General features: G+C 63.5%; 22 protein-coding genes and 1 pseudogene. 11 read left to right on the top strand and 12 right to left on the bottom strand.

All coding sequences use genetic code 11. The features are described from left to right. Positions 1-110: 110 nt before the first annotated feature. From gltB to L5849_RS09140, 3 genes are all read right to left on the bottom strand, one after another. Positions 111-4,766, bottom strand: a complete 4,656-nt coding sequence (gltB, locus tag L5849_RS09150) for a glutamate synthase large subunit (RefSeq protein ID WP_236925333.1) — start codon at positions 4,764-4,766, stop codon at positions 111-113. Positions 4,767-4,998: 232 nt separating this feature from the next. Further along, a complete protein-coding gene (locus tag L5849_RS09145) occupies positions 4,999-5,991 on the bottom strand; it encodes a hypothetical protein (protein ID WP_236925332.1) in 993 nt (330 codons plus the stop codon). Between the two features lie 11 nt (positions 5,992-6,002). Further along, positions 6,003-7,238: a TIGR04063 family PEP-CTERM/XrtA system glycosyltransferase gene (locus L5849_RS09140; protein ID WP_236925331.1), complete on the bottom strand. Its 1,236-nt coding sequence runs from the start codon at positions 7,236-7,238 to the stop codon at positions 6,003-6,005. Between the two features lie 81 nt (positions 7,239-7,319). On the opposite strand from L5849_RS09140, the gene L5849_RS09135 reads away from it, so the two are divergent. Both L5849_RS09135 and L5849_RS09130 read left to right on the top strand, forming a co-directional pair. Continuing rightward, a complete protein-coding gene (locus tag L5849_RS09135) occupies positions 7,320-7,502 on the top strand; it encodes a hypothetical protein (RefSeq protein ID WP_115415398.1) in 183 nt (60 codons plus the stop codon). Next, positions 7,495-8,901 (top strand): DUF5935 domain-containing protein, encoded by a 1,407-nt coding sequence (locus tag L5849_RS09130; RefSeq protein WP_236925330.1) that lies wholly within the window; start codon positions 7,495-7,497, stop codon positions 8,899-8,901. The genes L5849_RS09135 and L5849_RS09130 overlap by 8 nt, the downstream gene beginning before the upstream one ends. A 284-nt stretch (positions 8,902-9,185) precedes the next feature. Here L5849_RS09130 and L5849_RS09125 read toward each other — a convergent pair. Continuing rightward, positions 9,186-10,136: pseudogene (locus L5849_RS09125) on the bottom strand (sulfatase-like hydrolase/transferase); the annotation flags it as partial. Between the two features lie 859 nt (positions 10,137-10,995). Here L5849_RS09125 and L5849_RS09120 point away from each other — a divergent pair. The 4 genes from L5849_RS09120 (at position 10,996) to L5849_RS09105 (ending at position 14,491) form a co-directional block, all read left to right on the top strand. After that, complete coding sequence (locus tag L5849_RS09120; protein WP_115415396.1) at positions 10,996-11,445, top strand: MaoC family dehydratase; 450 nt, start codon at positions 10,996-10,998, stop codon at positions 11,443-11,445. Positions 11,446-11,501: 56 nt separating this feature from the next. Then, the gene (locus L5849_RS09115) at positions 11,502-12,680 is read left to right on the top strand and encodes an acetyl-CoA C-acyltransferase (RefSeq protein WP_115415395.1); all 1,179 of its coding nucleotides are present in this window, start codon (positions 11,502-11,504) and stop codon (positions 12,678-12,680) included. Positions 12,681-12,734: 54 nt separating this feature from the next. Continuing rightward, entirely contained in the window at positions 12,735-13,694 is a 960-nt protein-coding gene (locus L5849_RS09110) for a DUF5996 family protein (protein ID WP_236925329.1), read from the top strand. A gap of 194 nt (positions 13,695-13,888) precedes the next feature. Next, positions 13,889-14,491, top strand: a complete 603-nt coding sequence (locus tag L5849_RS09105) for a DUF4126 domain-containing protein (RefSeq protein ID WP_236925484.1) — start codon at positions 13,889-13,891, stop codon at positions 14,489-14,491. A gap of 8 nt (positions 14,492-14,499) precedes the next feature. Here the strand turns inward: L5849_RS09105 and L5849_RS09100 are convergent, their stop codons facing one another. Further along, on the bottom strand, positions 14,500-15,738 hold the full coding sequence (locus tag L5849_RS09100; RefSeq protein WP_236925328.1) for a polyhydroxyalkanoate depolymerase: 1,239 nt from the start codon (positions 15,736-15,738) through the stop codon (positions 14,500-14,502). A gap of 266 nt (positions 15,739-16,004) precedes the next feature. On the opposite strand from L5849_RS09100, the gene L5849_RS09095 reads away from it, so the two are divergent. From L5849_RS09095 to L5849_RS09080, 4 genes are all read left to right on the top strand, one after another. Beyond that, positions 16,005-17,732 (top strand): ABC transporter transmembrane domain-containing protein, encoded by a 1,728-nt coding sequence (locus L5849_RS09095; RefSeq protein ID WP_234041588.1) that lies wholly within the window; start codon positions 16,005-16,007, stop codon positions 17,730-17,732. A gap of 42 nt (positions 17,733-17,774) precedes the next feature. Beyond that, on the top strand, positions 17,775-18,590 hold the full coding sequence (locus L5849_RS09090; protein WP_115415392.1) for an undecaprenyl-diphosphate phosphatase: 816 nt from the start codon (positions 17,775-17,777) through the stop codon (positions 18,588-18,590). A gap of 107 nt (positions 18,591-18,697) precedes the next feature. Next, positions 18,698-18,952 carry a GlsB/YeaQ/YmgE family stress response membrane protein gene (locus tag L5849_RS09085; RefSeq protein WP_115415391.1) on the top strand — a complete coding sequence of 85 codons (255 nt, stop codon included), beginning with the start codon at positions 18,698-18,700 and terminating at the stop codon, positions 18,950-18,952. A gap of 79 nt (positions 18,953-19,031) precedes the next feature. Further along, entirely contained in the window at positions 19,032-19,289 is a 258-nt protein-coding gene (locus L5849_RS09080; protein WP_115415390.1) for a hypothetical protein, read from the top strand. Positions 19,290-19,346: 57 nt separating this feature from the next. Here the strand turns inward: L5849_RS09080 and phhA are convergent, their stop codons facing one another. Next, entirely contained in the window at positions 19,347-20,288 is a 942-nt protein-coding gene (gene phhA / locus L5849_RS09075) for a phenylalanine 4-monooxygenase (RefSeq protein WP_236925327.1), read from the bottom strand. A 57-nt stretch (positions 20,289-20,345) separates the two neighbouring features. Between phhA and ppk2 the strand changes: the two genes are divergently transcribed. Beyond that, positions 20,346-21,116 (top strand): polyphosphate kinase 2, encoded by a 771-nt coding sequence (gene ppk2, locus L5849_RS09070; RefSeq protein WP_236925326.1) that lies wholly within the window; start codon positions 20,346-20,348, stop codon positions 21,114-21,116. Here the strand turns inward: ppk2 and L5849_RS09065 are convergent, their stop codons facing one another. The 6 genes from L5849_RS09065 to L5849_RS09040 form a co-directional block, all read right to left on the bottom strand. Beyond that, positions 21,117-21,971, bottom strand: coding sequence for a MaoC family dehydratase N-terminal domain-containing protein (locus tag L5849_RS09065; protein WP_236925325.1), 855 nt, complete (start codon positions 21,969-21,971; stop codon positions 21,117-21,119). After that, the gene (locus L5849_RS09060; RefSeq protein WP_236925324.1) at positions 21,971-23,203 is read right to left on the bottom strand and encodes an acetyl-CoA C-acetyltransferase; all 1,233 of its coding nucleotides are present in this window, start codon (positions 23,201-23,203) and stop codon (positions 21,971-21,973) included. The genes L5849_RS09065 and L5849_RS09060 overlap by 1 nt, the downstream gene beginning before the upstream one ends. A gap of 3 nt (positions 23,204-23,206) precedes the next feature. Continuing rightward, the gene (locus tag L5849_RS09055) at positions 23,207-24,445 is read right to left on the bottom strand and encodes a CoA transferase (protein WP_236925323.1); all 1,239 of its coding nucleotides are present in this window, start codon (positions 24,443-24,445) and stop codon (positions 23,207-23,209) included. Positions 24,446-24,634: 189 nt separating this feature from the next. Continuing rightward, positions 24,635-25,819: an acyl-CoA dehydrogenase family protein gene (locus L5849_RS09050; protein WP_236925322.1), complete on the bottom strand. Its 1,185-nt coding sequence runs from the start codon at positions 25,817-25,819 to the stop codon at positions 24,635-24,637. Further along, positions 25,816-26,079, bottom strand: coding sequence for a hypothetical protein (locus L5849_RS09045; RefSeq protein WP_236925321.1), 264 nt, complete (start codon positions 26,077-26,079; stop codon positions 25,816-25,818). Before L5849_RS09045 ends, L5849_RS09050 begins: the two co-directional genes overlap by 4 nt. A 90-nt stretch (positions 26,080-26,169) precedes the next feature. Next, complete coding sequence (locus tag L5849_RS09040) at positions 26,170-26,466, bottom strand: hypothetical protein (RefSeq protein WP_115415383.1); 297 nt, start codon at positions 26,464-26,466, stop codon at positions 26,170-26,172. Between the last annotated feature and the right edge of the window lie 77 nt (positions 26,467-26,543).

Raw genomic sequence — 26,543 nt, 5'->3', positions numbered from 1 at the left:
TTTGGCCGAAGCCCCCGCGCAGGCGGGGGTCCCGCCAGGCTTTGCGGGAAAGTTGAAAAAAGATACGGGATTCCCGCCGTTGCGGGAAGGACGGAATAGGTTGATGTCGCTCATTCCGCCGCTTCCATCGCCGCCTGTTCGCGTTCGTCTTCGAGTGCCTTCAGTGCGCGGGCGTAATCGCGCGGCATCACTTTGCGGAAGTGCTTGAGCTCGTTCGTCCAGTCGTCGAGCAGCGCCTTGGCCTGGGCCGAACCGGTATGGAGCAGGTGCCGCTCGACAAGAATCCTGAGCCGTTCGGCATCGTGGTAAAGCGGATCGCCCATGCCGTTATTCTCGACCGAGACGGGCCGCTGCTGCGGTGTGCCCCAGCTCTTGTCGGCGCGCTCGCCATCGCCCGGTTGAACATCGATCACATCGACCTGCGCATGGTTGCACAGCTTTTCAAAGCGCCGCTCGGGATCGTAGACATAGGCGATACCGCCGCTCATCCCGGCGGCGAAGTTACGCCCCGTGGCGCCGAGCACGCAGACCACGCCGCCGGTCATGTATTCGCATCCGTGATCGCCAGTGCCCTCGACCACGGCGATTGCGCCCGAATTGCGCACGCCGAAACGCTCGCCCGCAACGCCTTGGAAATAAGCCTCGCCCGCGATCGCACCATACAGCACGGTGTTGCCGACGATGATATTGTCGCCCGGCGCGCGCGGAGCCGCGTCCGGTTGGCGCACGATGATCCGGCCGCCCGACAGGCCCTTGCCGACATAGTCGTTGGCATCGCCGGTCAGGCTGATCGTCACCCCGTGCGCGAGCCAGGCGCCGAAGCTCTGGCCGGCGACCCCGGTGAAATCGATCCGGATGGTGTCGGGCGCGAGACCCGCATGCCCATGCGCCTCCGCGATCCTGCCCGACAACATGGTGCCGACGGTGCGGTTCACGTTGCGGATGGTCCGGGTGAGCTGGACCGCCTGGCCGCTTTCGATCGCGGGCTTGCAGGCTTCGATCAGCTCGACATCCAGCGCCGCCGCCAGTCCGTGGTCTTGCGTATCGGTGTGGAACAGCGCCTTGCCTTCCTCGATCGGGACGGCGTGGAGGATGCGCTTCAGATCGACGCCATGCGCCTTCCAGTGACGTTCCACGCGGCGCATGTCGATCCGGTCGACCCGGCCGACCATTTCCTCGACCGTGCGGAAGCCCATTTCGGCCATGATCTGGCGCAGCTCTTCGGCGACGAAGAAGAAGTAGTTGATGACATGCTCGGGTGTGCCGACGAAGCGCTTGCGCAGCACCGGGTCCTGCGTCGCCACGCCTACCGGGCAAGTGTTGAGATGGCACTTGCGCATCATGATGCAGCCTGCCGCGATCAGCGGAGCGGTGGCGAAGCCGAATTCGTCCGCGCCCAGCAGCGCCCCGATGGCGACGTCGCGCCCGGTGCGCAGGCCGCCATCGACCTGCACCGCGATGCGGCTGCGCAGATCGTTGAGCAGCAGCGTCTGCTGGGTTTCGGCCAGGCCGATTTCCCACGGGGAGCCGGCGTGGGTGAGGCTGGTCAGCGGGCTCGCGCCCGTGCCGCCTTCATAGCCGGAAATCGTGACATGATCGGCCTTGCACTTGGATACGCCCGCGGCGACCGTGCCGACGCCGACTTCGCTCACCAGTTTCACCGAGATACGGCTTTTGGGCTGCACGTTCTTGAGGTCGTGAATGAGCTGGGCGAGATCTTCGATCGAATAGATATCGTGGTGCGGCGGCGGGCTGATGAGGCCCACGCCCGGGGTCGAATGGCGCACCTTGCCGATACGCTTGTCGACCTTGTGGCCGGGAAGCTGGCCGCCTTCTCCGGGCTTCGCGCCCTGCGCCATCTTGATCTGGATATCGTCCGAATTGACCAAATACTCGGTGGTCACGCCGAACCGGCCGCTGGCGACCTGTTTGATCCGGCTACGCATCGAATCGCCATTATCGAGCGGGCGGAAGCGTTCGGGCTCTTCGCCGCCTTCGCCGGTGTTCGAGCGGCCGCCCAGGCGGTTCATCGCGATGGCCAGCGTCGAATGCGCTTCATGGCTGATCGAGCCGAAGCTCATGGCGCCGGTGCTGAAACGCTTGACGATCTCGACCGCCGGTTCGACCTCGTCGAGGCTCAGCGGCTGATCGGCCGGTTGCAGTTCCATCAACCCGCGGATCGTCAACAGGCGCTCCGACTGCTCGTTCACGCTGGCCGCGAATTCGGCGTAGTTCTTCGCATCGTTGCCGCGCACCGCATGTTGCAATTGCGCGACCGATTGCGGGGTCCAGGCATGGGCTTCGCCGCGCAAGCGGTACTGATAGATCCCGCCCGCATCCAGCATGCCCTCGTATAGCGGATTGTCGCCATAGGCCTGCGCGTGACGCAGCACCGCTTCCTGCGCCACTTCCTTGAGGCCGATGCCCTCGATCGTGGTCGCCGTGCCGGCGAAATAGGCGTCGATGAATTCGGAATTGAGGCCGACCGCATCGAAGATCTGCGCGCCGCAATAAGATTGGTAGGTCGAAATACCCATCTTGGACATCACCTTGAGGATGCCCTTGCCCACCGCCTTGACGTAATTGTGTGCGACATCGCCGGGAGCGAGATCTGGAAAGCGGTCGGCGCGCAGATGCTCGAGCGTTTCGAACGCAACATAGGGGTTGATGCCTTCCGCCCCGTATCCAGCCAGCGCGCAGAAATGGTGCACCTCGCGCGCTTCACCGGTTTCGATGACGAGGCCGGTCTGCATGCGCAGACCCTGGCGCACCAGCTGGTGGTGCACTGCGCTGGTGGCGAGCAGGGCGGGCATGGGGATGCGGTCCGGGCCTTGGCCCCGGTCGGACAGGATCAGGATGTTGGCATCGCCGAGCACGGCTTCGGTCGCGGCCCAGCACATTTCCTTCAGCGCCATGGCGAGACCGTCGGCCCCGGTGCTTGCATCCCAGGTGATGTCGATGGTGGCGGTGCGGAAGGCGCCGTCCAGCGCCGCTTCGACAGACCGGATCTTGGCCAGATCCTCGTTGGTGAGAATCGGCTGCGAGACTTCGAGGCGCTTGTGCGTACCGCCATCGCGGCCGAGCAGATTCGGACGCGGGCCGATCATCGACAGCAGGCTCATCACAAGCTCTTCGCGGATCGGGTCGATCGGCGGGTTGGTCACCTGCGCGAAGTTCTGCTTGAAATAATCGTAGAGCAAGCGGCTGCGGTCCGACAGCACCGCGATCGGCGTATCGGTGCCCATCGATCCGATCGGGTCCTCGCCGCCGCGCGCCATCGGTTCGAGAAACCGCGCAATGTCTTCTTGCGTGTAGCCGAAGGCTTGCTGGCGTTCGAGCAGCGAGGTGTCGGCAACCGGAATGGCCGACAGCTCGGGTTCGATGTGATCGAGGTCCTCAAGCTTGTATTGCGCCTTCGCCAGCCATGCTTCGTAAGGGTCGGCGGCGGCGAGATCGGCCTTGAGCTCCTCGTCCTCGACGATGCGCCCCTCTTCGAGGTCGATCAGCAGCATGCGGCCCGGCTGGAGCCGCCATTTGCGCGTGATGTCGGCATCGTCGAACGGCAAGACACCGCTTTCCGAGGCGAGCACGACGAGATCGTCCTTTGTGGTGCACCAGCGGGCAGGGCGCAATCCGTTACGGTCGAGGCAGGCGCCGATCTGGCGGCCATCGGTGAAGCATACCGCCGCCGGGCCGTCCCACGGCTCCATCAGCGCGGCATGATATTCGTAAAAGGCACGGCGTTCCGGGCTCATCAGCGGGTTTTTCGCCCATGCCTCGGGCATCAGCATCATCATCGCATGCGCGAGGCTGTAGCCGCCGGTGAGCAGCAGTTCGAGTGCATTGTCGAGGCAGGCGGTGTCCGACTGGCCATGCGGGATCAGCGGCCACATCTTGTCGAGGTCCGAGCCGAGCAGCTCGCTTTCCATCGTCCGGCGGCGCGCTTCCATCCAGTTCACATTGCCGCGAACCGTGTTGATTTCGCCATTATGCGCCATGAAGCGATAGGGGTGGGCGAGGCGCCAACTGGGGAAGGTGTTGGTGCTGAAACGCTGATGGACGAGGCCGAGCGCCGAAACGCAATCGGGATCGCGCAGATCGTCGTAGAAACTGCCGACCTGATTGGCGAGCAGCAGGCCCTTATATACCACCGTGCGGCTGGAAAAGCTCGGTATATAGGCCTGGCTGAGTCCTTCGATGCCATGCTTGGCCTCGAGCGCTTTCAGCGGATTCAGAGTCTGCTTGCGGATGACGACGAGCTTGCGCTCGAAGGCATCGTTGTCGAGGCAGTTCGTCCCGCGGGCAATGACGCATTGGCGAATGACCGGCATCGAATCGACCACCGCCTTGCCCAGCCCGGCCAGCGTGGTCGGGACATCGCGCCAGCCGACGACGCGCTGGCCTTCCTTTTCGGCGAACCGTTCGAGCTGCCGTTCGACAAATTCGCGGGCCTCCTCCTGCTGCGGGAGGAAACACATCGCCACGGCATAATCGCCCGATTGCGGCAAATCGTGGCCGCAACCGTCTGCCCATTTTCGGATGAGCGGATCAGGAATCTGCAACAGGATTCCGGCCCCGTCGCCCAGCAGCGGATCGGCGCCGACCGCGCCGCGGTGGTCCAGATTGGCGAGAATTTCGAGCGCCTGGGTGACGATGGCATGGTTTTTCGCACCCTTGATATGCGCGACCATGCCGACACCGCAGGCATCGTGTTCGTTCTGCGGATCGTAGAGACCCGTGATAGTGTGGGGCGGCGTGCGTCCCATGGGCGAAGCGTCCTCCTTCGTGCCCGCCAACCGGCCTCGCTTTATGCGGGGCGGCCGGGAGCAAGGTCGATCGGCGCCGAACACGGCACCTGCAAAATTGCGCGAAGGCCCGTCATGCCGACAGGAAAGGTTTTTTGCAACTGCGAGAAGCGTAGCAAAATTTCACGGACGTCAAGATTTACGCTTTTCGGTACGATTCCGTAGCGGAAATCCGACCCCTGCGGCGCGGGCGTTATTCGGGCTTGCCCACCCGGCTGAGTTTGTCGAGGGCGCTGCGCAGTTCAGCCTGCGGATCGCTCGGGCTTTCGGATGGAACCGGACCAGGCGCCTCGCGCTCGGCTTCGCGGCGCAGGGAAGCAATAACGGGATCGGCCTCGTCCGGGGCCTGGGCATACGGTCCCGTCTTCAGCGCGGCGAGCGCGGCGCCGAGCCGTTCGGTCAGCGCATCGAGGGGAAGATCGCCGATTGCGGCGGGCATCACAGTGTCTTTTGTCGGCGTATCCAAATCCTGGGGTTGCTCTTCGGAACCGACCGCGTCTGCGATTGCTGCGGTGTCCCGAGCTTCGGGGAGCGGCGCGTCCGAAGGCGCTTCCGCCGCTATGCCGGGGGTTTCGCGCGAATCGTCCCAAGCCGGCGCCATGTCCGTTTCGATACCCGTTTCGGGGAGGGGCTCTTCCCAGTCCTCGGCGATAAACCGGTCCTCGGCCCTGCCATCGATCTGGTCGATTCCAGGCGTATCCCCGCTTTCGGCGGGGGCTTCCGGCTCCGCAGGGCTTTCATCCTCGATCTGCCGACCGGCCATGCCAATCCCTTCCTCGCCGATGTCCTCGCGCGGATTGAAGGGGCGGCGCGGGGCAGCGGCCGCGACTGGGGCAGGCTCGGTCTCGATTTCCTGTTCGTCTTCGCGATCCTGCAACCAGATCCCGGCGCTATCCCTTTCGTCGTCGTCGTCCTCCCGCGAAGCTTCGTTGATCGCCGCCACGCGAATCGCAAGCACAAGACCGATAAGCAGGCCGAGCGCCGCGGCGATCAGCGACAATGCCGCGCGGATCGCGGTGCTATCGCTCAGAATACCGGCGATACCGATGCGTTCGGCCAGCACTGCGTGGATGGCCGGGGGCATGACGAAGAGGCCGAGGCCGAGCAGCAATGCGAACCACGCGGCCACGCCCCATTTGAAAGCGGGGTGGCTGCTGATCGGAGCAGTGCGTTTGGCGGCAGTCATCGCTTACTCAATCACCCGTTCAATGCGGCTCCGGCGGCCGCGACAGACTCGTTTCCTAGCAGATCTTGGTAAACGGCCCGATAACGATCGATGTTCCGCGCCCAGTCATGGTTTGCGGCGACATGGAGCCGTCCGGCCTCTCGCATGCCCGGCCAGCGATATTTCTCGTCGATGAAGCGCGCGAGCGATGAGGCAATCCCCGGAGGATCGTCGGGCGGAAACAGCAGGCCGGTCACCCCGTCTTCGATCAGCTCGCGATGTCCGCCGACATCGCTCGCCGCGACGATCCGCTGCTGCGCCATCGCTTCCAGCGGTTTCAGCGGAGTCACCAGATCGGTCAGACGCGATTTTTTGCGCGGATAGGCGAGCACGTCGACGAGCGAATAATACCGCTCGACTTCGGAGTGCGGGACGCGTCCGGTGAAGACGATTGCCTCCCCGGCAGAAGACGCTGCAGCCTGCGCCCGCAGCGCTTCGTCCATCGGTCCGCCACCCACCAGCAACAATTGGGCAGTCGGGTGGTGCGAGCGCAGCAGCGGCATGGCCGCGATCAGATCGTCGAGCCCCTCATAGTCGTAGAAGCTGCCGATGAAGCCGATCACCGGTCCGCTGCCAATACCGATTGATTCGGCCAGCGCGCCATCGCGCGGCGGGGCATCGCCGAACAGGGTGAGATCGACGCCGTTGGGCGACAGGCCGATCTTGGCGTCATCATGGCCGCGCGCCACCAGATCGTCGCGCAGGCCGGCGCAAATGGTGAAGACTGCATCGGCCCCGGCCACCACCCGGTTCTCGAGCGACCGGGTGAGGCGGTATTTGAGCGATCCTTCGTGTCCCGTCCCGTTGCCGACAGCGGCATCTTCCCAGAACGCGCGGATTTCATATACGAAGGGCAAACCCAGTCGGCGCGCCGCCCGCAGTCCCGCCATGCCGCACAGTGCGGGCGAATGGGCGTGCAGAATGTCGGGGCGCCAATCGGCGGCCACTCTCTCGATACCTTTTCGCAGCGATTCGATTTCGCGCCATTCGCGCAGACCCGGTGGGCCGGACGGGATATGGCTAACCCGGTGGAAGGTAAGCCCCTCGACCTGTTCGATCGGCGGACCGTCTTCCGAATGGCGCGCGCCGGTAATCCCGCGAACCTCCATACCCGCAGCGCGCAGGCTTTTCAGGATTGCGCGCGTGCGAAATGTATAACCACTGTGTAGCGGCAGAGAATGGTCGAGGACATGCAGAATGCGGGTCATGGGCTCGCCGATGTGACACAGTACACTTAACGCCGCGTCAACCCCGTTGCATTAGGCAGTCATGCGAGAAAGCACCCCATAGTGATTGATTACCTCGCCCTCGGACTGACTCACGCGCTGATCCTCATCGGGATATTGCGCGTGATTGCGCGCGATGAACTCGATCGCGAGGATCCGCCCGGTGCCGAAATTGCAGAGGGCAAGCCCAAAGAACGCGCGGCTCGCCGTGCGCGCCGCGAGCGGGGCCAAGCCTCCGATGCTTGACCTTGCTCTGTTCCTGTTTGTGATGGCGCTCTTCGCGCTCGGCCTCAGGCGCCCTTTCGTCTGGGTGCTGGCCTATCTCTACATCGATATCCTCGCGCCGCAGAAGATCGGCTGGACGCTGACGCCGCTGTTTCCGATCTCCCTCATCGCCTTCGTCCTGGCCTTTGTCGGCTGGGCGGTGACCGACACGAAATCGCAGATCCGCTTCACCTTGCGCCAGGGTATCATGGTCGCTTTTCTCGGCTGGTGTTTCCTGACGCTGCAATGGGCCGATTTCCCCGTGGAGGCAGCCACCAAATGGGAATGGGTCTGGCGTGCGCTGGTCTTCGCGATTTTCCTGCCCTTCACACTGGTCACCCGGCTCAGGATCGAACTCGCGACGCTGGTGGTGACGCTGACTGCGGGGGCGATCATCATTTCCGCCAGCCTCAAGACCGTGCTGGGCGGCGGAGGGTACGGCAATCTCTATTTCTTCGTGAACGACAATTCGAACATCTATGAAAGTTCGACGCTGTCCACCGTCGCGGTCGGGCTCATCCCGATCATCTGGTGGTTCATGCACCATGGGAGAGTTTTTCCGCCAGACTGGCGGGTGAAGCTGTTCGGCTGGGCCTTCATCTTCGCCTGCTTGCTGACCCCGGTCGGCACCGAGGCGCGCACCGGCCTTGTTTGTATCGCCGTACTTGCGCTGTTGCTGCTGCGCGACGTCAAGCGGCGGCTGACCTTCGTCGCTGCCGGTGCGGCGATGGTCTTGATGGCCGCGCCGTTCCTGCCGCAAAGCTATTACGAGCGTATGGGGCTTATTGCCGGCCACGAGGAGGACCAGTCCGCCTCCACCCGCCTTGCGGTGTGGCAGTGGACATACAATTATGCACTTGAGAACCCGATGGGCGGGGGGTTTGATTCCTATCGCGGAAACCGGTTCGAATACCGCCTGCCGCAGGTCGAGGAGAACGCGAACACGACCATGGTCGAGTATCGGGATGTGGTTGACGAGGCGCGCGCTTTCCATTCGTCGATCTTCGAAGTGCTCGGCGAACAGGGCTGGGTGGGCCTGTTCCTGTGGCTGTGGCTACATGCCAGCGGGCTGTGGCAAATGGAAAGGATCCGCCGCCGCTGGCGGGGGCGTGAAGGTGCGAGCTGGCAGGCGCCGCTCGCCAGTGCCCTGCAGATGGCGCAGATCATTTACTTGGTCGGATCGCTCTTCCAGGGGATCGCCTATCAGCCGGTGATCCTGATCCTGATTGGCCTGCAATGCGGGCTATGGGCCTATCTCAAGCGCTGCGACGAGGCCGCTTCGGGCCGTACTTCCCGCCGCCGCGCGGCCCAGCGCTCGGACCCCCAGCGCGCCACCAGCCTATCGAATGCCTCGCGCTCGGCCCCATCGAGCGACGCGTAGTTTCGGCATCGGCCCTGCGCGGTCACGCAGGCCGCGCCGCTGTCGAGTCTCAGCGAGATGACGCCTAATTGCCGGTCGGCCATGCCGATGGCGGTGGGCGATTCGAGCGGGCCGATATGCAGGAAGGGCTCGAAAATCGGTGCCTCCGGCACCTCGGCCCCGAGCATCCGCAGGATGATCCGCCGGTAATCGCTCAGCGAAATGGGTGCGGAAACGCCCGCCAGCGGCCGATTGCTGGCGAAAAAGGTCGCGTTCTGGCGATCGTTGATGATGTGGCCATGCCCCAGGAACCCTTCTTCGAACAGCGCCTCTCCATGATCGCCGGTGACCACCAGGACCGTCTCGTCCCATACGCCCATCGTCTGGAGCCGGTCGATTAGACGCCCGAGCGCGGCATCGCTGTATGCCACCGCGTTCCAATAGGTTCTCTGGAGCGCGTCCCGGTTCTCCGCTCCGATCTGGCCGCGTTCCAGCGGCGGGCGCGCAAAGCGCTCGGGCACCCCGTCATGGTGGTAGGGGAAATGCGGGGTCTGGAAGTTGAAGTAAACGAATTGCGGCGTCGTCCAGATGGCGGGATCGCCCAGCAGAGCGTCGAACCGGTCCAGCACGATGTTCTCGTCGATCAGCAGCGAGCCTTGCGCGGCGAAGCTGAAGGCGCGCTGCTCCTTGAGCAGTTCCGCATCGACGAAATGATCGGCCACCTCGCGCATTCCGACCGCTTCCGAAATACCGCCGAAATCTTCCGGCTGGCCCGAGAATACGCCGATTTCATAGCCACTCCGGTCGAGTTCGCGGAACAGGCTCGGCGAGCCCGGAGGAACGACCAGACTACCGGCGAAAAGCGATTTGAGCGAGGCAGTGGTGAAGCCGACATGGCTGTAGGCGGGGGCGATGGCGCCGCCTTGCGCGGTCACCCGGGCAAGATTCGGGGCGACCACTTGCCCGTCGATCTGTTTTCCGAGCACGTCCGCCCGGGTGCTTTCGAGCACCACGATGACGAGATGCGGTTTTTTGCCGCTCAACGGCGTTTCGGGAAGAGTGCCGGGAACGGGGACGAGCGCGAGATCGCCGCCATATCCATCCTCGTCGATGCCATTGCCGGGCACGTCCAGCGCAAGTGGATGGCGTGCTTCGTCGAAGGGGTGCGGGTCGATCACGCGCCCCGCCAGCCCATAGCCATCGCCATCGAAATCGCTCGCCAGCGAGAGCAGGTCGCCCAGCGCCTGCCAGGCCATGATGCGCTCCAGCCCGCGTGCCCCATCCCCGCCGATCCGCGGAATGACGAACAGCCCACCTACAAGCAAAAGCCATATGGCAGCGATCGTATGCCAGCCGGACCTGGTGGCATCGAGCGCGGGCTGCGGCCCGGTCAGCCGATGCAGCAACCGGGCCGCGACCCACCATGCCAAAAGGAAGGCGGCAAGGGCAGCCAGCCCCAGCATAATTTCGTTTTTGGCGAAGAGCAGCGCGTCGGTGGCACTTCCCCCTCCCAATTGCTTGAGCAGAGCGAAGCTGACCGCATCGCTGAAATAGGAATGCAATTGGTACTGCAGGCTGAGGACGAGCAGGCTGATCCCGCCATAAAGAAAGGCGAAATGCAGCACTGTCGCCTGCGCGCCCGAGGCTCTCGCGAGCCTCGCCGCGATTTTCCATGCCAGCAGCGCGATGGCGAGCTGGGCAAGCACGAAGCCCAGAGCGAAGAGGGCGATCTCGCCGGGGGTGTCGACCGCACTCGACTGCCCGAAACCGCCGGTGAAGACACCGAACTTGCGGTTTGCAACAAGAAGCTCGGCAGCCGCGACAATTGTCGCCACCAGCGGGACCCCGATTGCCGGACGGAACAAACCAGTGATAATTCGCCCCGCCATGATCCTCCCTTTTCGGGGCGGCTTCATGGCCCCTCTTACGACCATAGCGGTCATGCGAATCGGCTCAATATGCATTGGCGCTTTCTCACCGGCGGTTGCGCCTCGCCATGCCGTAGCGGCACGCGCGATGCGGTTGCGCACCCTCTTTTCATGCGCCATGACTCGCGCCGAACCGCGCGGCGAGAGTCGCATGAAACGCACGTTTTTGGATTAAGGAGAGGCGCGCATGAGCCCGCAGGATCTGGCCGAGAAAGTCGGCGAAACCATCGGCACCAGCGAATGGGTCGAGATGAGCCAGGAACGGATCAACCAGTTCGCCGAGGCCACAGGCGATCACCAGTTCATCCATATCGACGAAGAAAAGGCCAAGATGACGCCCTTCGGCGGCACCATCGCGCATGGCTTTCTTACGCTGTCGATGATCCCCTATCTCGGCGCCAATTCGGACGTGCCCAAGCTCGACGGCGTGAAAATGGGCGTGAATTACGGTGGTAACAAGACCCGTTTCATTAGCCCCGTCCGCAGCGGCAAGCGCATTCGCGGCCACTGGAAGCTGATCGAAATGAACGAAAAGCGCCCTGGCCAGTGGCAGCAGACCTGCGAGATCACGATGGAGATCGAAGGCGAGGAGAAGCCCGCTTTGATCACTGAGTGGATCACCCAGATATTCGTCTGATTTCCCCCTCCTCCCCGGTGAGGATCAGACATTTCTAGCAAATCAAGGACATACCCATGCGTGACGCAGTCATCGTCTCCACCGCCCGCACCGCCATCGGCCGCGCCTACAAGGGCGGGTTCAACGACACCAAGGGACCGACGCTCGGCTCCTATTCCCTGAAGCCCGCGATCGAGCGCGCTGGCATCGATGCCGGCGAGGTCGACGACGTGTTGTGGGGTGCCGCACTCCAGCAGGGAACACAGGCCGGCAACCTTGCCCGCCAGGTAGCATTGCGGGCGGGGTGTCCCGTGTCGGTAAGCGGCATGACCATCGACCGCCAGTGCTCCTCGGGTCTGATGAGCATCGCCACGGCTGCCAAGCAGATCATCACCGACCGCATGGACGTCGTTGCCGCGGGTGGTCAGGAATCGATCAGCCTCGTGCAGACGAAGGAAATGCGGGTGATGCCCGATCCGGAGCTGATCGCCATGCACGGCGCGATCTACATGCCCATGCTGCAGACCGCCGAGACGGTCGCCCAGCGCTATGGCATCAGCCGCGAAGCGCAGGACGAATATGCCCTGTCCAGCCAGCAGCGCACCGCCGCCGCGCAGGAAGCGGGCAAGTTCGACGACGAAATCGTACCTGTCAGCACCACGCACAAAGTGCAGAACAAGGAAACCGGCGAGATTTCGGATGTTGAGATCACCATCGCCAAGGACGAAGGCAACCGCCCTTCGACCACGCTCGAAGGCCTTCAGGGCCTCCAGCCGGTCATGGGTCCCGGCACCTCGATCACGGCGGGTAACGCCTCGCAGCTTTCGGACGGGTCTTCGGCCTCGATCCTGATGGAAGCAAAGGTCGCCGAACAGAAGGGTCTTCAGCCGCTTGGCCGCTATGTCGGCATGGCGGTTGCGGGCACGGAGCCCGACGAAATGGGCATCGGCCCGGTTTTCGCCATTCCCAAGCTTCTGAAACGCTTCGATCTCAAGGTCGACGATATCGGCCTGTGGGAACTGAACGAAGCCTTCGCCGTCCAGGTGCTCTATTGCCGCGACAAGCTGGGCATCGACAACGACAAGCTCAACGTCAATGGCGGCTCGATCTCGATCGGCCACCCCTATGGCATGACCGGCGCACGCTGCGTCGGCCATACGCTGATCGAAGGCAAGCGCCGCGGTGCCAAATACGGCGTCGTCACCATGTGCGTCGGCGGCGGCATGGGTGCAGCGGGGCTGTTCGAGATTTTCTAGGAGTCTTTTGTCGGGCCTACCGCTTCGCTGCATGAGGCCCAGGAGGTAATCACGATGACCGAGCGGTGGCCGAAACTCGATTTCGAGGCCGACCGCCCGGTCATCGAAAGCCTGCATGCCTATCTCCAGGTCGTGGGCAAATTGCCCACTCGCGCGCTGCCGTGGTGCAACCACAGTTGGCATCTGGCGCTGCGCGTGGTGCCACGCGGTTTCCGCAGCTATCCGGTGTTCTTTCCGCGCGGAGAGGCGGAAGTTCTCTTCGACTGCCTGGGATCAACCGTCGCGGTCGAAACCTCGACCGGGTTCTTCGACGGATTCGAAGTGGTCGGTCAGACCGTCGCGCGCTTTCACGAACAGCTCGCCGAATTGCTGAGGCGCGCGGGAATTCAGACCGATATTTCCGGTGCTCCGAACGAAGTCGAAGAGGCGGTTCCCTTCGCACGGGATAAGCGCGAGCGGGAATGGGACATCTCCGTCCTGGCGCGTATCCACCGCGCCTTTTCCCACGCAAACCGGGTGTTCGAGACATTTCGTACCGGCTTTGTTGGAAAATCCAGCCCCAGCCATTTGTTCTGGGGCAGCTTCGATCTCGCGGTTACGCGGTTCTCGGGGCGAGAGGCGCCGCTTCATCCCGGCGGATTTCCTAACCTTCCCGACCGCGTGACGCGCGAGGCCTATAGCCATGAAGTCGCCAGTGCGGGGTTCTGGCTGGGTGGCGGGGGTGTCGATGAGGCGGCTTTTTACGCCTATGGCTACCCCACGCCTGACGGGTATTGCGATGCCGAGGTCGGGCCGGAGGGAGCCTTTTGGCACGCCGAACTGGGCGAATGGGTGCTTCCCTATGCCAGTGTACGCGAGGCGAGCGATCCCCAGGCGGCGCTGCTGGAATTCCTCGAGACAAGCTACCGGGCAGTGGCGGACCGTTCGGGGTGGGACCGTGCGGCGCTGGAAATTCCTGCGGGCGCTCTTGGGCGACCCTATGATGTCAAGGCGGAGCGCGCAGGCCCCGCCTGACCGGGCGCGATACTCGCGCCGTACGATGCGACCGCCACCGTATCGTTCCTGCTGCAAGCACTCGGTCTGCCGAGCGGTAAAGGATGTCGCCCGGTCCGCCGCTCTTCAGATCGATCGTTAGCGGCGCGGCAAGGTGTCTATCGGGCGCAATTGCCGTTGGACGAATGCGCCGCGCGGGGCCTATGCTCACCCCTATGGGTGTTGTGGAGATCATCGGGATTGCCGGAAGCGTCAGCCTGCTGGCGGGGTGGCGGCTCTATCTGTGTATCTTTGCCACCGGTCTCGCGATGCGCCTGGACGCATTGCCGCTACCCCAGCACCTCGCCAGCCTCGACGTGTTGGCGAACCCATGGGTCATGGCGATCGCCGCCCTGGCTGCGGTCGCGGAATTCTTCGCCGACAAGGTGATGTGGCTCGATTCGATCTGGGATGGGGTGCACACATTCGTTCGACCTGTCGGCGGCGCCCTGCTGGCGCTGGCCATTGTCGATCCGTCCGATCCCGCGACGCAAGTGATCGCGTTCCTTTTGGGTGGCGGGGCGAGCTTTGCGGCGCATGCGGGCAAGGCAAGTGCGCGCGGAGCGATCAACACCAGCCCCGAACCGGTTAGCAATATGGCGGTATCGACGGCCGAGGACGTGGCGACCGTCGGCTTGCTATACCTGGCCTACGAATTTCCGTTTGTTGCCGGGGCCATCGCCGTGGTGCTGCTTGCGCTCACGGTCTGGCTGCTCATGGTGGCGCGCCGCGTAATCGGTCTGATCTTCGGTCGGCGCAAGGAGCCGCCGCCAGGCTGAGCCCCACCTCACCCATGCGTGGCGATGAAGTCCTCGACCACAGGGGCGATACGGTTGCGCCATTTGCTGCCATTGAAGATGCCGTAATGGCCCGCGCCCTCGGCCATGTAATAGCGCTTTTTCTCGTCGGACAGCTTCGGAGTGAGATCGAGCGCGGCCTTGGTCTGGCCCAGCCCGGAAATGTCATCGCGCTCGCCCTCGATGGCCAGCAGCGCGGTTTGGGTGATGTCGCCCAAATCGATGCGCTTGCCGCGATGGACGAAGGTGCCATTGGGCAAGGCGTGGGTCTGGAAGACCTCTTCCACCGTCTGCAGGTAGAATTCGGCCGTCATGTCGCACACGCTGCGGTATTCGTCGTAGAAATCCTTGGTCGCCTGCGCGCTGTCCTTATCGCCGATGGTGAGGTGTTTGAACATCTCGTAATGGCTCATCATGTGATTGCCGAGATTCATGCTCATAAAGCCGGCAAGCTGCATGAAGCCGGGATAGACCCGCCGCCCGCCGCCGCGATACTGCATGGGCACCGTGGCGATGACATTATGGCGAAACCACTCGATGGGGCGATCCATGGCAAGGTCGTTGACGCTGGTGGGGGAACAACGTGTGTCGATCGGGCCGCCCATCATGGTCAGCGTTTTCGGCGTGCAGGGATGCGCGTCGCGGTTCATGATCGCGGTCGCGGCGAAGACCGGGACCGAAGGCTGGCACACCGCCATCACATGCGCGCCTTCGCCGATGTGTTCGAGATAGGCGATCACGTAATCCATATAGTCGTCGAGATCGAAGCTGCCCTCGTGGAGCGGCACGGTCTTGGCGTCGGCCCAGTCGGTCACGAAGACGCGGTAATTCCGGAGCATCCTTCGAACCGTGCCACGCAGCAGCGTGGCATAATGGCCGCTCATCGGGGCGACCACCAGCAGGCGGGGCGCATCGTCGGGCAGGTTCTCCCGGTGGAACTCTTTAAGATCGCCGAACGGTTTGTTCAGTACCGTCGCCTCGACCACCGGATCGGGTTTTCCGTCCACCTCGACCGCCTCGATCCCCCAGGCCGGCTTGCCGTAAGTGGCAGTGGCGTGGGCGAACACTTCGAGCGCGCTCGCGGCCATAGGACCGATGTTCATATAGCCCATCGGGCCGACATAATTCACCGGGTTGGCCGGATTGTTGAGCATTTCCACCCCGATAGAGGCGAAGGCGCTGGCCGAATTCAGCCAGCTGCGCTGCAGTTCATAGGCGTGGTAAAGCAATGCGTATCCCCTGCTGACCCGGCCTGTTGTTTTCTGTCGGGCCGGGCGAAAGACGGACATCCTGCCGTTGGATCGTGTATTGTGCAATGCACAAATGCGCTATTTGTGCCTTCGTGTGTGCCGCGCTGTGGATTTTCCAGGCGCGTGGACCTAGTGGGATCGTCATGTCAGCCAAGGACCAGACCGAAATCGAAGGGCCCGGACGGTTTGCGCGCAAGCGCGCCACGAAGGATGCGCCGAGGCAGCGTTCGCTGCGCCCGCTCAGGATGGTATGGCAGGCGGGAAAGAACTATCCGGGCCATGTGGCGCTGGCATTGCTCGCCCTGTGCATCACCGCCGCCGCCACTCTGGCCATTCCGGCCGGTTTCAAGCTGGTCATCGATCGCGGTTTCGCCGCAGGGGCCGACCCGGCCGATATGGGGCGCTGGTTCCGTTACCTCTTGCTGATTGTCGCGGTGCTCGCGGCGGGCACTGCCATGCGCTTCTACTTCGTCAGCTGGCTGGGCGAGCGGGTGGTTGCCGATATCCGCCTGCGGGTACAGGAAAACCTGCTGCGGCTGGCGCCCGGTTTCTACGAGGAAAACAGCCCCAAGGAAATTTCCAGCCGCATGACCAGCGACACCGCGCTGATCGAACAGGTCGTGGGCACGACCGTTTCCGTGGCCCTGCGCAATCTGCTGATGACGATCGGCGGAACCGCCTATCTTTTCTGGCTGGTGCCGAGCCTGACACTCGGCCTGTTCCTGATCATTCCCGCGATCGTCATACCGATCACGCTGTTCGGACGGCGGTTGCGCAAGGTTTCGCGCACCAGCCAGGACCGGGTTGCCGATATCGGCGCAATGGTGACCGAAGTGCTTTCCGCGATGAAGATCGTCCAGGGCTTCAACCAGGAAACGCGCGAGCACGGACGCTTTCGCGAAGCGGTGGAGCGGACCTTCGCCGTGGCGAAACGGCGCGTGATGCTTCGCGCGGCGATGACTGCGGTGGTTATCCTGCTGGTTTTCGGCGGGATAACCATGCTGGTCTGGCGCGGCGCGCAGGCAGTCAGCGAGGGCGTGATTTCGGGCGGGACTATCGCCGCTTTTGTCCTCACCGCTGGCCTGGTGGCCGGGGCGATCGGCGCGCTGACCGAAGTCTATGGCGATCTGCTGCGCGGGGCCGGCGCGGCCAGCCGGTTGTCCGAATTGCTGGATGAGAAGCCGACAATCAAGGCTCCCGATCGGCCGCAGGTCCTGCCTGTTCCGCCGCGCGGCAGCCTGTCGTTCCGCAACGTGACCTTCCGCTATCCAACACGATTGGAAGCCCCCGCGATCACCGACTTCAGTCTCGAGGTCGAGCCAGGCGAGACCGTGGCCATTGTCGGTCCTTCGGGAGCGGGCAAATCGACCATTTTTCAGCTTGCCGAGCGGTTTTACGATCCCCAGGCCGGTTCCATCCGCCTGGATGGCGTCCCGCTGACGAGCGCCGACCCCGCCGAAGTGCGCCGCCGCATGGCCTATGTCCCGCAAGAGGGCGTTCTGTTCAGCGCCAATGCGCGCGACAATCTGCGCTATGGGAATTGGGAAGCGGGTGACGATGAGATCTGGGCCGCCGCACGCGCTGCCAATGCCGCCGAATTCCTCGAGAAGCTGCCCCAGGGCCTCGATAGCTATCTTGGCGAGAGCGGCACGCAATTGTCGGGCGGTCAGCGCCAGCGGATTGCCATTGCCCGCGCTTTGCTGCTCGACGCGCCGATTCTGTTGCTGGACGAGGCGACCAGCGCGCTCGACGCCGAAAGCGAACGGCTGGTTCAGGAAGCGCTCGAGCATCTGATGGAGGATCGCACGACGCTGGTCATCGCGCACCGTCTGTCGACCGTGCGCGCGGCCGACCGCATCGTGGTGATGGAAGACGGGCGCATCGTCGAACAGGGAACGCACGAACAGCTTTCGGTCAATGGCGGGCTCTATGCGCGTCTCGCATCGCTGCAGTTCGGCCTCGAAAGCGCCTGATCGCTTGACACCCTTCGCGCAACTGTCTTGGGCCAATCGGCAATGAACGATTTTCTCACCGCGATCTTTCTCGGCATCGTCGAGGGTCTGACCGAATTCATCCCCGTCTCTTCGACCGGGCACTTGATCCTCGCCACCGAACTGTCGGGCGCGGACCCGGACGAATGGGCGATGTTCAACGTCGTCATCCAGCTCGGCGCGATCCTGGCGGTGGTGTACCAGTATTGGGGCACCTTCTGGTCGGCGGGGATGGGCGTGCTGAAGGGTGAGCGTGAAGGCTTGATGTTCGCGCGCAACATCCTGCTTGGCTTCCTGCCCAGTGCGGTGATCGGCTTTGCGCTTTACGAGAGCTTCGAAGCCATGCTTGGCAATCCAGGAATTGTGCCTTGGGCGCTGATTGCGGGCGGGATCGCGATCATCGTGATCGAGCGTGTTGCCAAGCCGCGCGACGAAGGGCAGGGCGTGGCCGAGCTGCCGCTCAAGAAAGTGCTGGCCGTGGGTTTCGCCCAATGCCTGGCCATGGTGCCCGGTGTCAGCCGCTCCGGCGCGACGATCATGGGAGCGCTGGCCATGGGCGTCAATCGCAAGACCGCGGCCGAATTCTCGTTCTTCCTTGCCGTGCCCACGATGATCGGCGCGAGCACGCTGGAGATTTTCACCAAATATGACGAGATGATGAGCGGTGCGACACGGGTCGGCTGGGACGAGATCGCGGTGGGCTTTATCGTCAGCTTCATCGTCGCTCTGGTGGTAATCCGTGCATTCGTCGCCTTTGTCAGCCGCAGCGGCTTCACGCCTTTCGCGTGGTACCGCATTGTGGCGGGCTCGGCGGCACTGGCCTGGCTGACCTTCGCCTGACTCCGGTCTGAATTTCGACACAGTCCGGCCATAATTCTTTCAGCTTCGCGGAACCATTGCTTGGGCACTGCTTTATCCCCTTGAGTGAAACGCGAAGGTGGAGACCAATGGGTTTGCTGATCTTGATCGTAGTGGGCGCCCTTCTCGGGTGGCTGGCCACGATTATCCTACGTATTGAGGACGGCCGGAATATCCTGGCCAATGCTCTGGTGGGTGTACTCGGCTCGCTGGTGACCGGCCTGATTGCGGGCAATGGCGCCATCTTCGGGACGGTCAGCGGTATCGCCCTGCTATGGGCGGTGCTTGGCTCGGTCGTGTCGATCGGCCTGTTTAACGTTGTACGGCAACGCGCCTATCGTTAAGCGCGCTTCACAATCATCCGCATTTCTTTACAAACGGGCGCGGGATGGATTCGCGTCTCGAATACCAAGGGGAACGACTATGAACTTCAACAAGCTTACCATTATCGCTTCGGCTGCTGCACTGAGCCTCGGCGTTGCCGCCTGCGACAGCCCGGCCGAAGAAGCCGCCGAAGAACAGGCCGAAGCCATGGAAGACACTGCCGATGCCATGGAAGACGCCGGTGAAATCACCGACGAGCAGGCCGATGCCATGGAAGCTCAGGCTGACGACATCGAAGATGCTGCCGAAGGCGACACCGATGCGCTGACCGAAGGCGTGGAAGAAGCCGTCAACTAAGACGCTTTCCACTAAGAACAAGGGTGCGGCCCGGGAGCGATCCCGGGCCGTTTTCCGTTATACGGGCTTTGCACCGCTTCCGCGGCCGCCACGTAGCGTATATTCCAGCGTCCCGCGGTTGACCACGTAGTCGACGTCGATCACCGCCGTATTGGCATAGGTGAAGCCGGGGCCGAGATCGCGATAGAGCTTGTCGAAATCGCGCTCTACCGTCTGCCGATACAGGTCCTCGAAGCTCTCGATCACGAAATAGGTCGGCTGCAAATCGCTGATGACATAATCGGTCCGCATCACGCGATCGACATTGAGCATGATGCGGTTGGGGCTTTTCGCTTCCACCGAATAGACCACCTCGGTCGGGCCGGAGAGAATGCCCGCACCATAGGCACGGATATCGCCAGGCGCTTCCTGGATCAGTCCGAATTCGACCGTGTACCAATACAGCGCACCCAGCGCCTTCAGGCGATTGTACCGCATCGCCTTCCACCCGGCGCGGCCATATTCCTGCATGTAGTCGGCATAGACCGGATCGGTCAGCATCGGCACATGACCGAAGACGTCGTGGAAGACGTCGGGTTCCTGAATGTAATCGAAGGTTTCGCGCGTGCGAATGAAATTGCCTGCCGGAAACCGCCGGTTGGCGAGATGCCAGAAGAATACATGGTCGGGAATCAGCATCGGCACGGGCACCACGCTCCAGCCCGTCAGCTTGTCCAGCTCTTCCGACAGCTTGCCGAATTCGGGAACGCCGCCGCGACCAAGGTCGAGCTTCTCGGTGCCTTCCATGAAAGCGGTGGCCGCGCGGCCGGGCAATACGCTCATCTGGCGCGCGAACAGATCGTCCCAGATCGCGTCGTCTTCGCTATCGTATTCGGTCTGCTTGGGCTCCAGCCAGTCGTCGCCGACATGCTCGGGCTTCTTGAGCGGAGCGGTAAAGACGTCTTCCGGAAGGTCCGGCAGACGCGTAAAATCCTGTTCGGGTTCTGCAAGTGTAGCCATATCGTTGCCGATGATACTACCAATGCGGCCACCACACAAATCTCGGGCGGGGGAATTATGAAAAAAGACGATTACCAGAGTGCGCTAAACCCCATGCAACAGGAGCTGGTTGGCATGGCCCGCTGGGCGCGCACCACCGGACAGCGGATCGTCGTGTTGTTCGAGGGGCGCGATACCGCCGGTAAGGGCGGCGCGATCAAGACCGTGCGCGATAGGCTCAATCCGCGCCAGTGCCGCATCGTCGCCCTGGCCAAGCCGACCGAGGCGGAGCGGAGCCAGTGGTATTTCCAGCGCTACGTCCACCACTTGCCCTGCGCGGGCGAGATCGTGCTGTTCGACCGCAGCTGGTACAACCGTGCGGGTGTGGAAAAGGTCATGGGCTATGCTGACGATCGCGAGGTCGCACAATTCCTGCGGCAGGCACCGACCTTCGAAAAGATGCTGGTCGACGATGGCATCCTGCTGTTCAAATACTGGCTCGCCACCGATCAGGAAAAGCAGGAAGAGCGCCTGCGCGAACGGCTTGAAGATCCGCTCAAGCGTTGGAAACTCTCGCCGATCGATCTTGCCGCGCGTGACAAATACGATGCCTATACCGAGGCACGAGAAGCGATGCTGGCAGCGACGCATACCGCATGGGCGCCGTGGACGCTGGTCGATTTCAACGATCAGAAACGGGGGCGCCTGACACTGGTGCGCGACCTGCTCGATCGCCTGCCCGACACGGCTGTGGCGCCGCCCGAAATCGATTTTCCCGAACTGGGGCGCGAACCCAAGGAAGAACGCTATACCGTGATCGCGCCGATTGCCGATTATCCGCTTGGCTAGCTAGGCCAGGCTGGCGGAGGCCTTCGTTACCTGTCGGCCATCGCTCGCAAAGGCGCCCAGCTCGATCGTCCCCCCTTCGCCGCGCATTACCAGATGAAGCGGCTCCCCCGCGATCGCCGGGCTTACGCCGCGAAAGGCAAACCGGGTCAGGCGGTTTTCGCCATGGTGCTCTGCGGCGAGCTGGAGCAGCAAGCTGGCGGTAAGCGGGCCGTGCACAACGAGGCCGCGATAGCGTTCCACCTCGCGGGCATAAGGCCTGTCGTAATGGATGCGGTGCGTGTTGAAGGTCAGCGCCGAATAGCGAAACAACAGCCGCTCGTCGGGGTGAACGATGCGTTGTACATCCCAGCCCGACGGGTCGAATATATCGCCGGAATGCGCAGGTGGCGAAAGCGGCGCGTCGCCCGCCAGCGCTTCGAGATAGACGATGCTTTGCCGCTCGTTCACCGCCAGTCGGCCATCGGCGCTGGTTTCGTGATCGACCTCGACGAAGACCATGTCGCCCCGGCTGCCGGACTTGGGCGTGACCGATGCGATGCGGCTGATTCGCTCGATACTCGCACCGATCGCGATCGGCCCATGAAATTGCATTGCGCTCGATGCCCACATGCGGCGGGGCAGGGGGATGGGCGGCTGGAAGCTTGCCGGGCTGTCGTCGCGCAGGGGATGACCGTCCTCGCCCAGTTGTCCCGTGCGCGCTTCGGGCGTGCACAGGCACAGATGGATGCCTTGCGGCATGGCCTTATCAGGCGGCGCAGCGCGGTCGAACGTGGCGCACCAGCGGGCGGCCAGCGCGGGGTCGAGCCGATCGGTTGCGCGCATTTTGCGCCCGATCCAATCCGACCAGTCGCTCATCAGGCGGCGCGCTCGAACACGGCGGCCATGCCCTGCCCGCCGCCGATGCACATGGTCTCAAGCCCATAACGCACCTCGCGGCGGTGCATTTCATGCGCCATGTCGGCAAGGATACGGATGCCGGTGGCGCCGATCGGGTGGCCGAGCGAAATGCCCGAACCGTTGACATTGACCAGCTCGCGGCGGCTGTCGTCTTCGGCAAAGCCCCAGCCCTTGAGCACCGCGAGCGCCTGCGGAGCGAAGGCTTCGTTCAGTTCGATCAGACCGATATCGTCCCAGCCCATGCCGCTCCGCGCGAACAGACGCTCGACCGCCGGGACCGGGCCGATGCCCATCCGGCTGGGATCGCAACCCGCCGCGCTCCACGAATGGAACCACAGAATCGGTTCGAGACCGAGTTCCTCGACCTTGTCCTCGGCCACGACGAGACAGGCCGCCGCGGCATCGTTCTGCTGGCTGGCATTGCCTGCCGTCACGATGGCGTCGGCGTCGCGCTTCAGGTCGATGGCGCGCAACTTGCCGAGCGTTTCCATACTGGCATCGGGCCGGAAGCCTTCATCCTTGTCGAACACAGCCGGATCGCCGCGCCGCTGCGGGATCTCGACGGGCACGAGCTGCTCGTCGAATTTGCCTTCATCCCAGGCGCGCGCGGCGTTCTGGTGGCTGCGCACCGCGAACGCGTCGGCCTCCTCGCGCGAAATGGCGTAATCCTTGGCGAGGTTTTCGGCGGTCTCGATCATGCCGGTGATGACGCCATAGCGCTCGATCGGCTGGCTCATCAGGCGCCCGCGCGTCAACCGGTCCCACAGCACCATGTCGCCAAGCCGCGCACCGTGGCGGGCCTTGGTCGTATAATGCTCGACATTGGACATGCTTTCGACCCCACCGGCGAGCACGCAATCGGCCACACCGGTCTGCACCATCATCGCCGCCGTCGCGACTGCCTGCAGGCCCGAACCGCAGCGGCGGTCGAGCTGGAAGCCGGGCACCTCCTCAGGATAGCCCGCGGCAAGCCAGCTCCAGCGACCGATCGCGGGCGCTTCGCCGCTGCCGTAGCCCTGGCTGAAGACGACATCGTCGACGCGCGCCGGGTCGATGCCGCTACGCTCCACCAGCGCCTTGATGATAATGGCGCCAAGCTGTCCTGCCTCCAGCGAGGCAAGGCTGCCGAGATAGCGGCCGACGGGCGTTCTCAGGGGCTTGCAAATGGCTACGCGGCGTGTCGACGTCATGGGTCAGTCCTTGTCCGAAAGGCGGGCGATCCCCCGATCGACGAGCGCGTGGATCGTGCCCGAAGCGAGGCCGAGTCGGTCCGCCAGGACCTCCTCGGTATGCTGGCCGAGATAGGGGGCGGGCGCGGGATCGCCCGCTTCACGGCTGGGGATATTGGCGAAGCTGCGCGTCGCCGGGTACTCGAATTCGCTCGGGTTTGCGGGCGAGGGGCCGAACAGCGGATTGTTCGCGACGAGCTGTGCGTCATTGGCCGCTTCGTGCATCGTGCGGTAGCGCTCGAAAGTCGCGCCGTTTTCGGCAAGGCGTGCGGAGAGGTCGCCCCAGTCCATCCTATCGGCACGTTCCTGAAATAGGTCGAACAGGCGGTGGCGATTTTCGAAGCGGGGGCGGTCGCCATCGGCGAAGCGCACGCCCAGTTCGGTCTCGAGCGCCGCGATCTCTCCCGCGAGACCGAAGGCGGCGACCAGCCCGCCCCATTGTTTCGGTGTCAGAGCGGCGACCATGAAGCGCACGCCGTCCCGGGTTCTGAAGTCCCGTCCGAACGCGCCCCAGATGGCATTGCCCAACCGCTCACGATCGGCCCCGCGATAGAGCATTTCGGCCATCGCGCCGCTATTCGCCATGGTCCCTATGGCGACATTGCCGAGCGGCACACGGATTTCGCTGCCTTCGCCGGTGGCATCGCGGTGGCGAAGCCCGGCCAGCATGGCAAAGGCGCAATAGGCCCCGGTGATGAAATCCCATGCCGGAAGCACCTGATTGACCGGTGGTGCAGTCTCGAGATCCCACTCCTCCGGGCCGCACATCAGCGGGTATCCGCTGGCGGCATTGACGGTGAAATCCATCGCCTGCCTGCCGTCGTGCCAGCCCATGATCCGCACGCTCACCAGATCGGGCACACTATCCGGCCGCCTCGCCGCAATGGCGTCATGCGACAGAAAACTCTTTTCGGGCAGGTTGGTGATGAGGTTGCCGGTTTGTGCTGCAAGTTCGACGAGTAGCTCGCGACCCTCGCCGCTGCGCAGGTCGAGCGCGACCGATTTCTTCGCGCGGTTGAGATTCTCCCAGCTTAGTGAGCGGCCTTCCCGCGTGAGCATATAGCGGTCGTAATCGAGCCCGCCCGCCTTGTGGTCCACGCGGATCACCTCCGCGCCCATTTGCGCGCAATACAGCCCGGCAGTGGGCGAAGCGACGAAGCTCGAGGCTTCGATGATCGAGAGGCCGGAGAGGAGGTTATACATTTTTCTTGGGTGCGCTCCCGACGTCCGTCGTCAGCTTGCGGCTGTTCCATCCCGCGCCCCCTCCCGGCCACTCATAAGATACCGTGCCGTGGGTGGCCGGGAGGGGGCGCGGGATGGAACAGCAAGGGCCGGACGGATGTCCGGCACGCACGCAAAAAAGACTCGTCACGGGGCTCATCCTACGTCTCGTCACACACCCGCAGCATATTCACGCAGCATATGCTTGGCGATCTGGAGCTGGAGGATCTGCGTCGTGCCTTCGTAGATCCGATAAATCCGCGCATCGCGGAAGAAACGTTCGGCGTCGTATTCGGCAAGGTAGCCCGCGCCGCCGTAAATCTGCACCACGCGGTCGACCACGCGGCCGCACATTTCGGATGCGAAGACCTTGAAAGCGGCGGCGTGCTTGACCGTGTTTTCGCCTCGGTCGACCCGCGCGGTGACATCGGCCATCATTGCCTCGGCGGCGTAGATCTCGGTCCAGCTTTCGCTGAGCATCTGCTGGATCAGCTGGAAATTGGCGATCGGTTCGCCGAAGGCCTGGCGCTCGTTCGCATATTTGATCGCAGAATCGAGCGCGCGGCGGGCATAGCCCGTGCTGGCCGCGCCGACCGAAATGCGGCCATTGTCGAGGCTCATCATTGCGAAGCGAAAGCCCTTGCCGGTTTCCCCGCCCAGCAGCGCTTCGCCCGGCACATGCACATCGTCGAGCATGATGTCGGAGATATGGCTGCCCGACTGGCCCATCTTCTCATCGGGGCTGCCGGTTGACACGCCCGGTGTATCCATCGGCACGATGAAGGCGGAAACATGCGCGTTCTTGGGCAGGGCATCCTTTTCGGTGCGCGCCATGATCAGCCCGACTTCGGCATGGGGGGCATTGGTGATGTAGCGCTTGGTCCCATTGAGGATCCAGCCATTGCCATCGGGATCGGGCCGGGCGGTGGTCGCCATGGCGGCGCTGTCGCTGCCGGAGCCCGGCTCGGTCAGGCCGAAACAGGCGATCGCCCCCTCGGCTATCCTGGGCCACCATTTGGCCTTCTGCGCGTCGGTCCCGCCATTCTTGATTGCCGAATTGAACATCCCGACATTAATCGAGAAGATCGAGCGGTATGCGGGCGCGGCATAGGACATTGCCTTCACGACCTTGGCATATTGCGTTGTGTTCAGCCCCGCGCCGCCGAAATCCTCCGGCACCGTCAGGCCGAACAGTCCCATCTCCTTCATCTCGGCGACGATCTCGTCAGGGATCTTGTCGTCGGCGATGACTTGCTTTTCCGCCGGGATCAGCCGTTCGCGGACATAGCGTTCGAGCTGTTCGAGAAATTGGTCGAAGGTCTCGGTATCCATCCCCGGGTTGGCGAGTTCGCTCATCGGGGAAGCTCCATCGGCTCCGGCCCACCCGATTCGCGTGGCGCGGCATCCGACGGCATATTGCCTTGCACGGTGACGTCCTCCTCCTCTTCGTCGGACAGGAGGTCTTCCGGCAGGCGACGCTGCTCGATCATCTCGGCCGCATCGTCGAGCGCTTTGGCTTCGCTTTGCGAAATGGCGTCGACAGGTTCTTCCTCCTGGTAACCGGAGCAGGCGGACAGCGCGAAAAGCGCGACGATACAGGGCGTGAGTCGGATCATGCGGTGAAAGCTACGCGCTCTCGCGCCGCGCGCAAAGGACGCTACGGCGGCGCGAGGGTGCGAGCGGGCCGAAACCCGCCCGCCCATCGATCAGTTGCCGGTATCTTCGGACATGGCGTCCATCGCGGCGGCAGCCGTGTCGGCAGCGTTGTCGCCGGCTTCCTGTATCTGTGCCTCTTCGCTGGGCGACATGTCTTCGCGCCCCGGCGCAGTCTCATCGACATTGGCTGCGGGATCCTCGACCGGCTGTGCATCGATGTCGGCCAGGGCTTCGTCCGCGGCGATTTCAACGGTGTCGGCTTCTGCTTCGGTGGACGCGTCTTCGGTGCTGCCGCAGGCGGCGAGCGCGACGGTGGCGGCAGCGGTCAGGGCAAATCGGAACTTCATGGGCTTTTCTCCAAGCTGGATTTACGGTGCGGGGTAAAGCGCAAGCGCGGGCTACTCGGCAAGGGGAAAATCGCCCG

It is taken from the genome of Erythrobacter sp. SN021, assembly GCF_021864455.1.
Note: the sequence above shows the minus strand (reverse complement) of the source record. Positions and strands in the feature narration are given on the sequence as shown.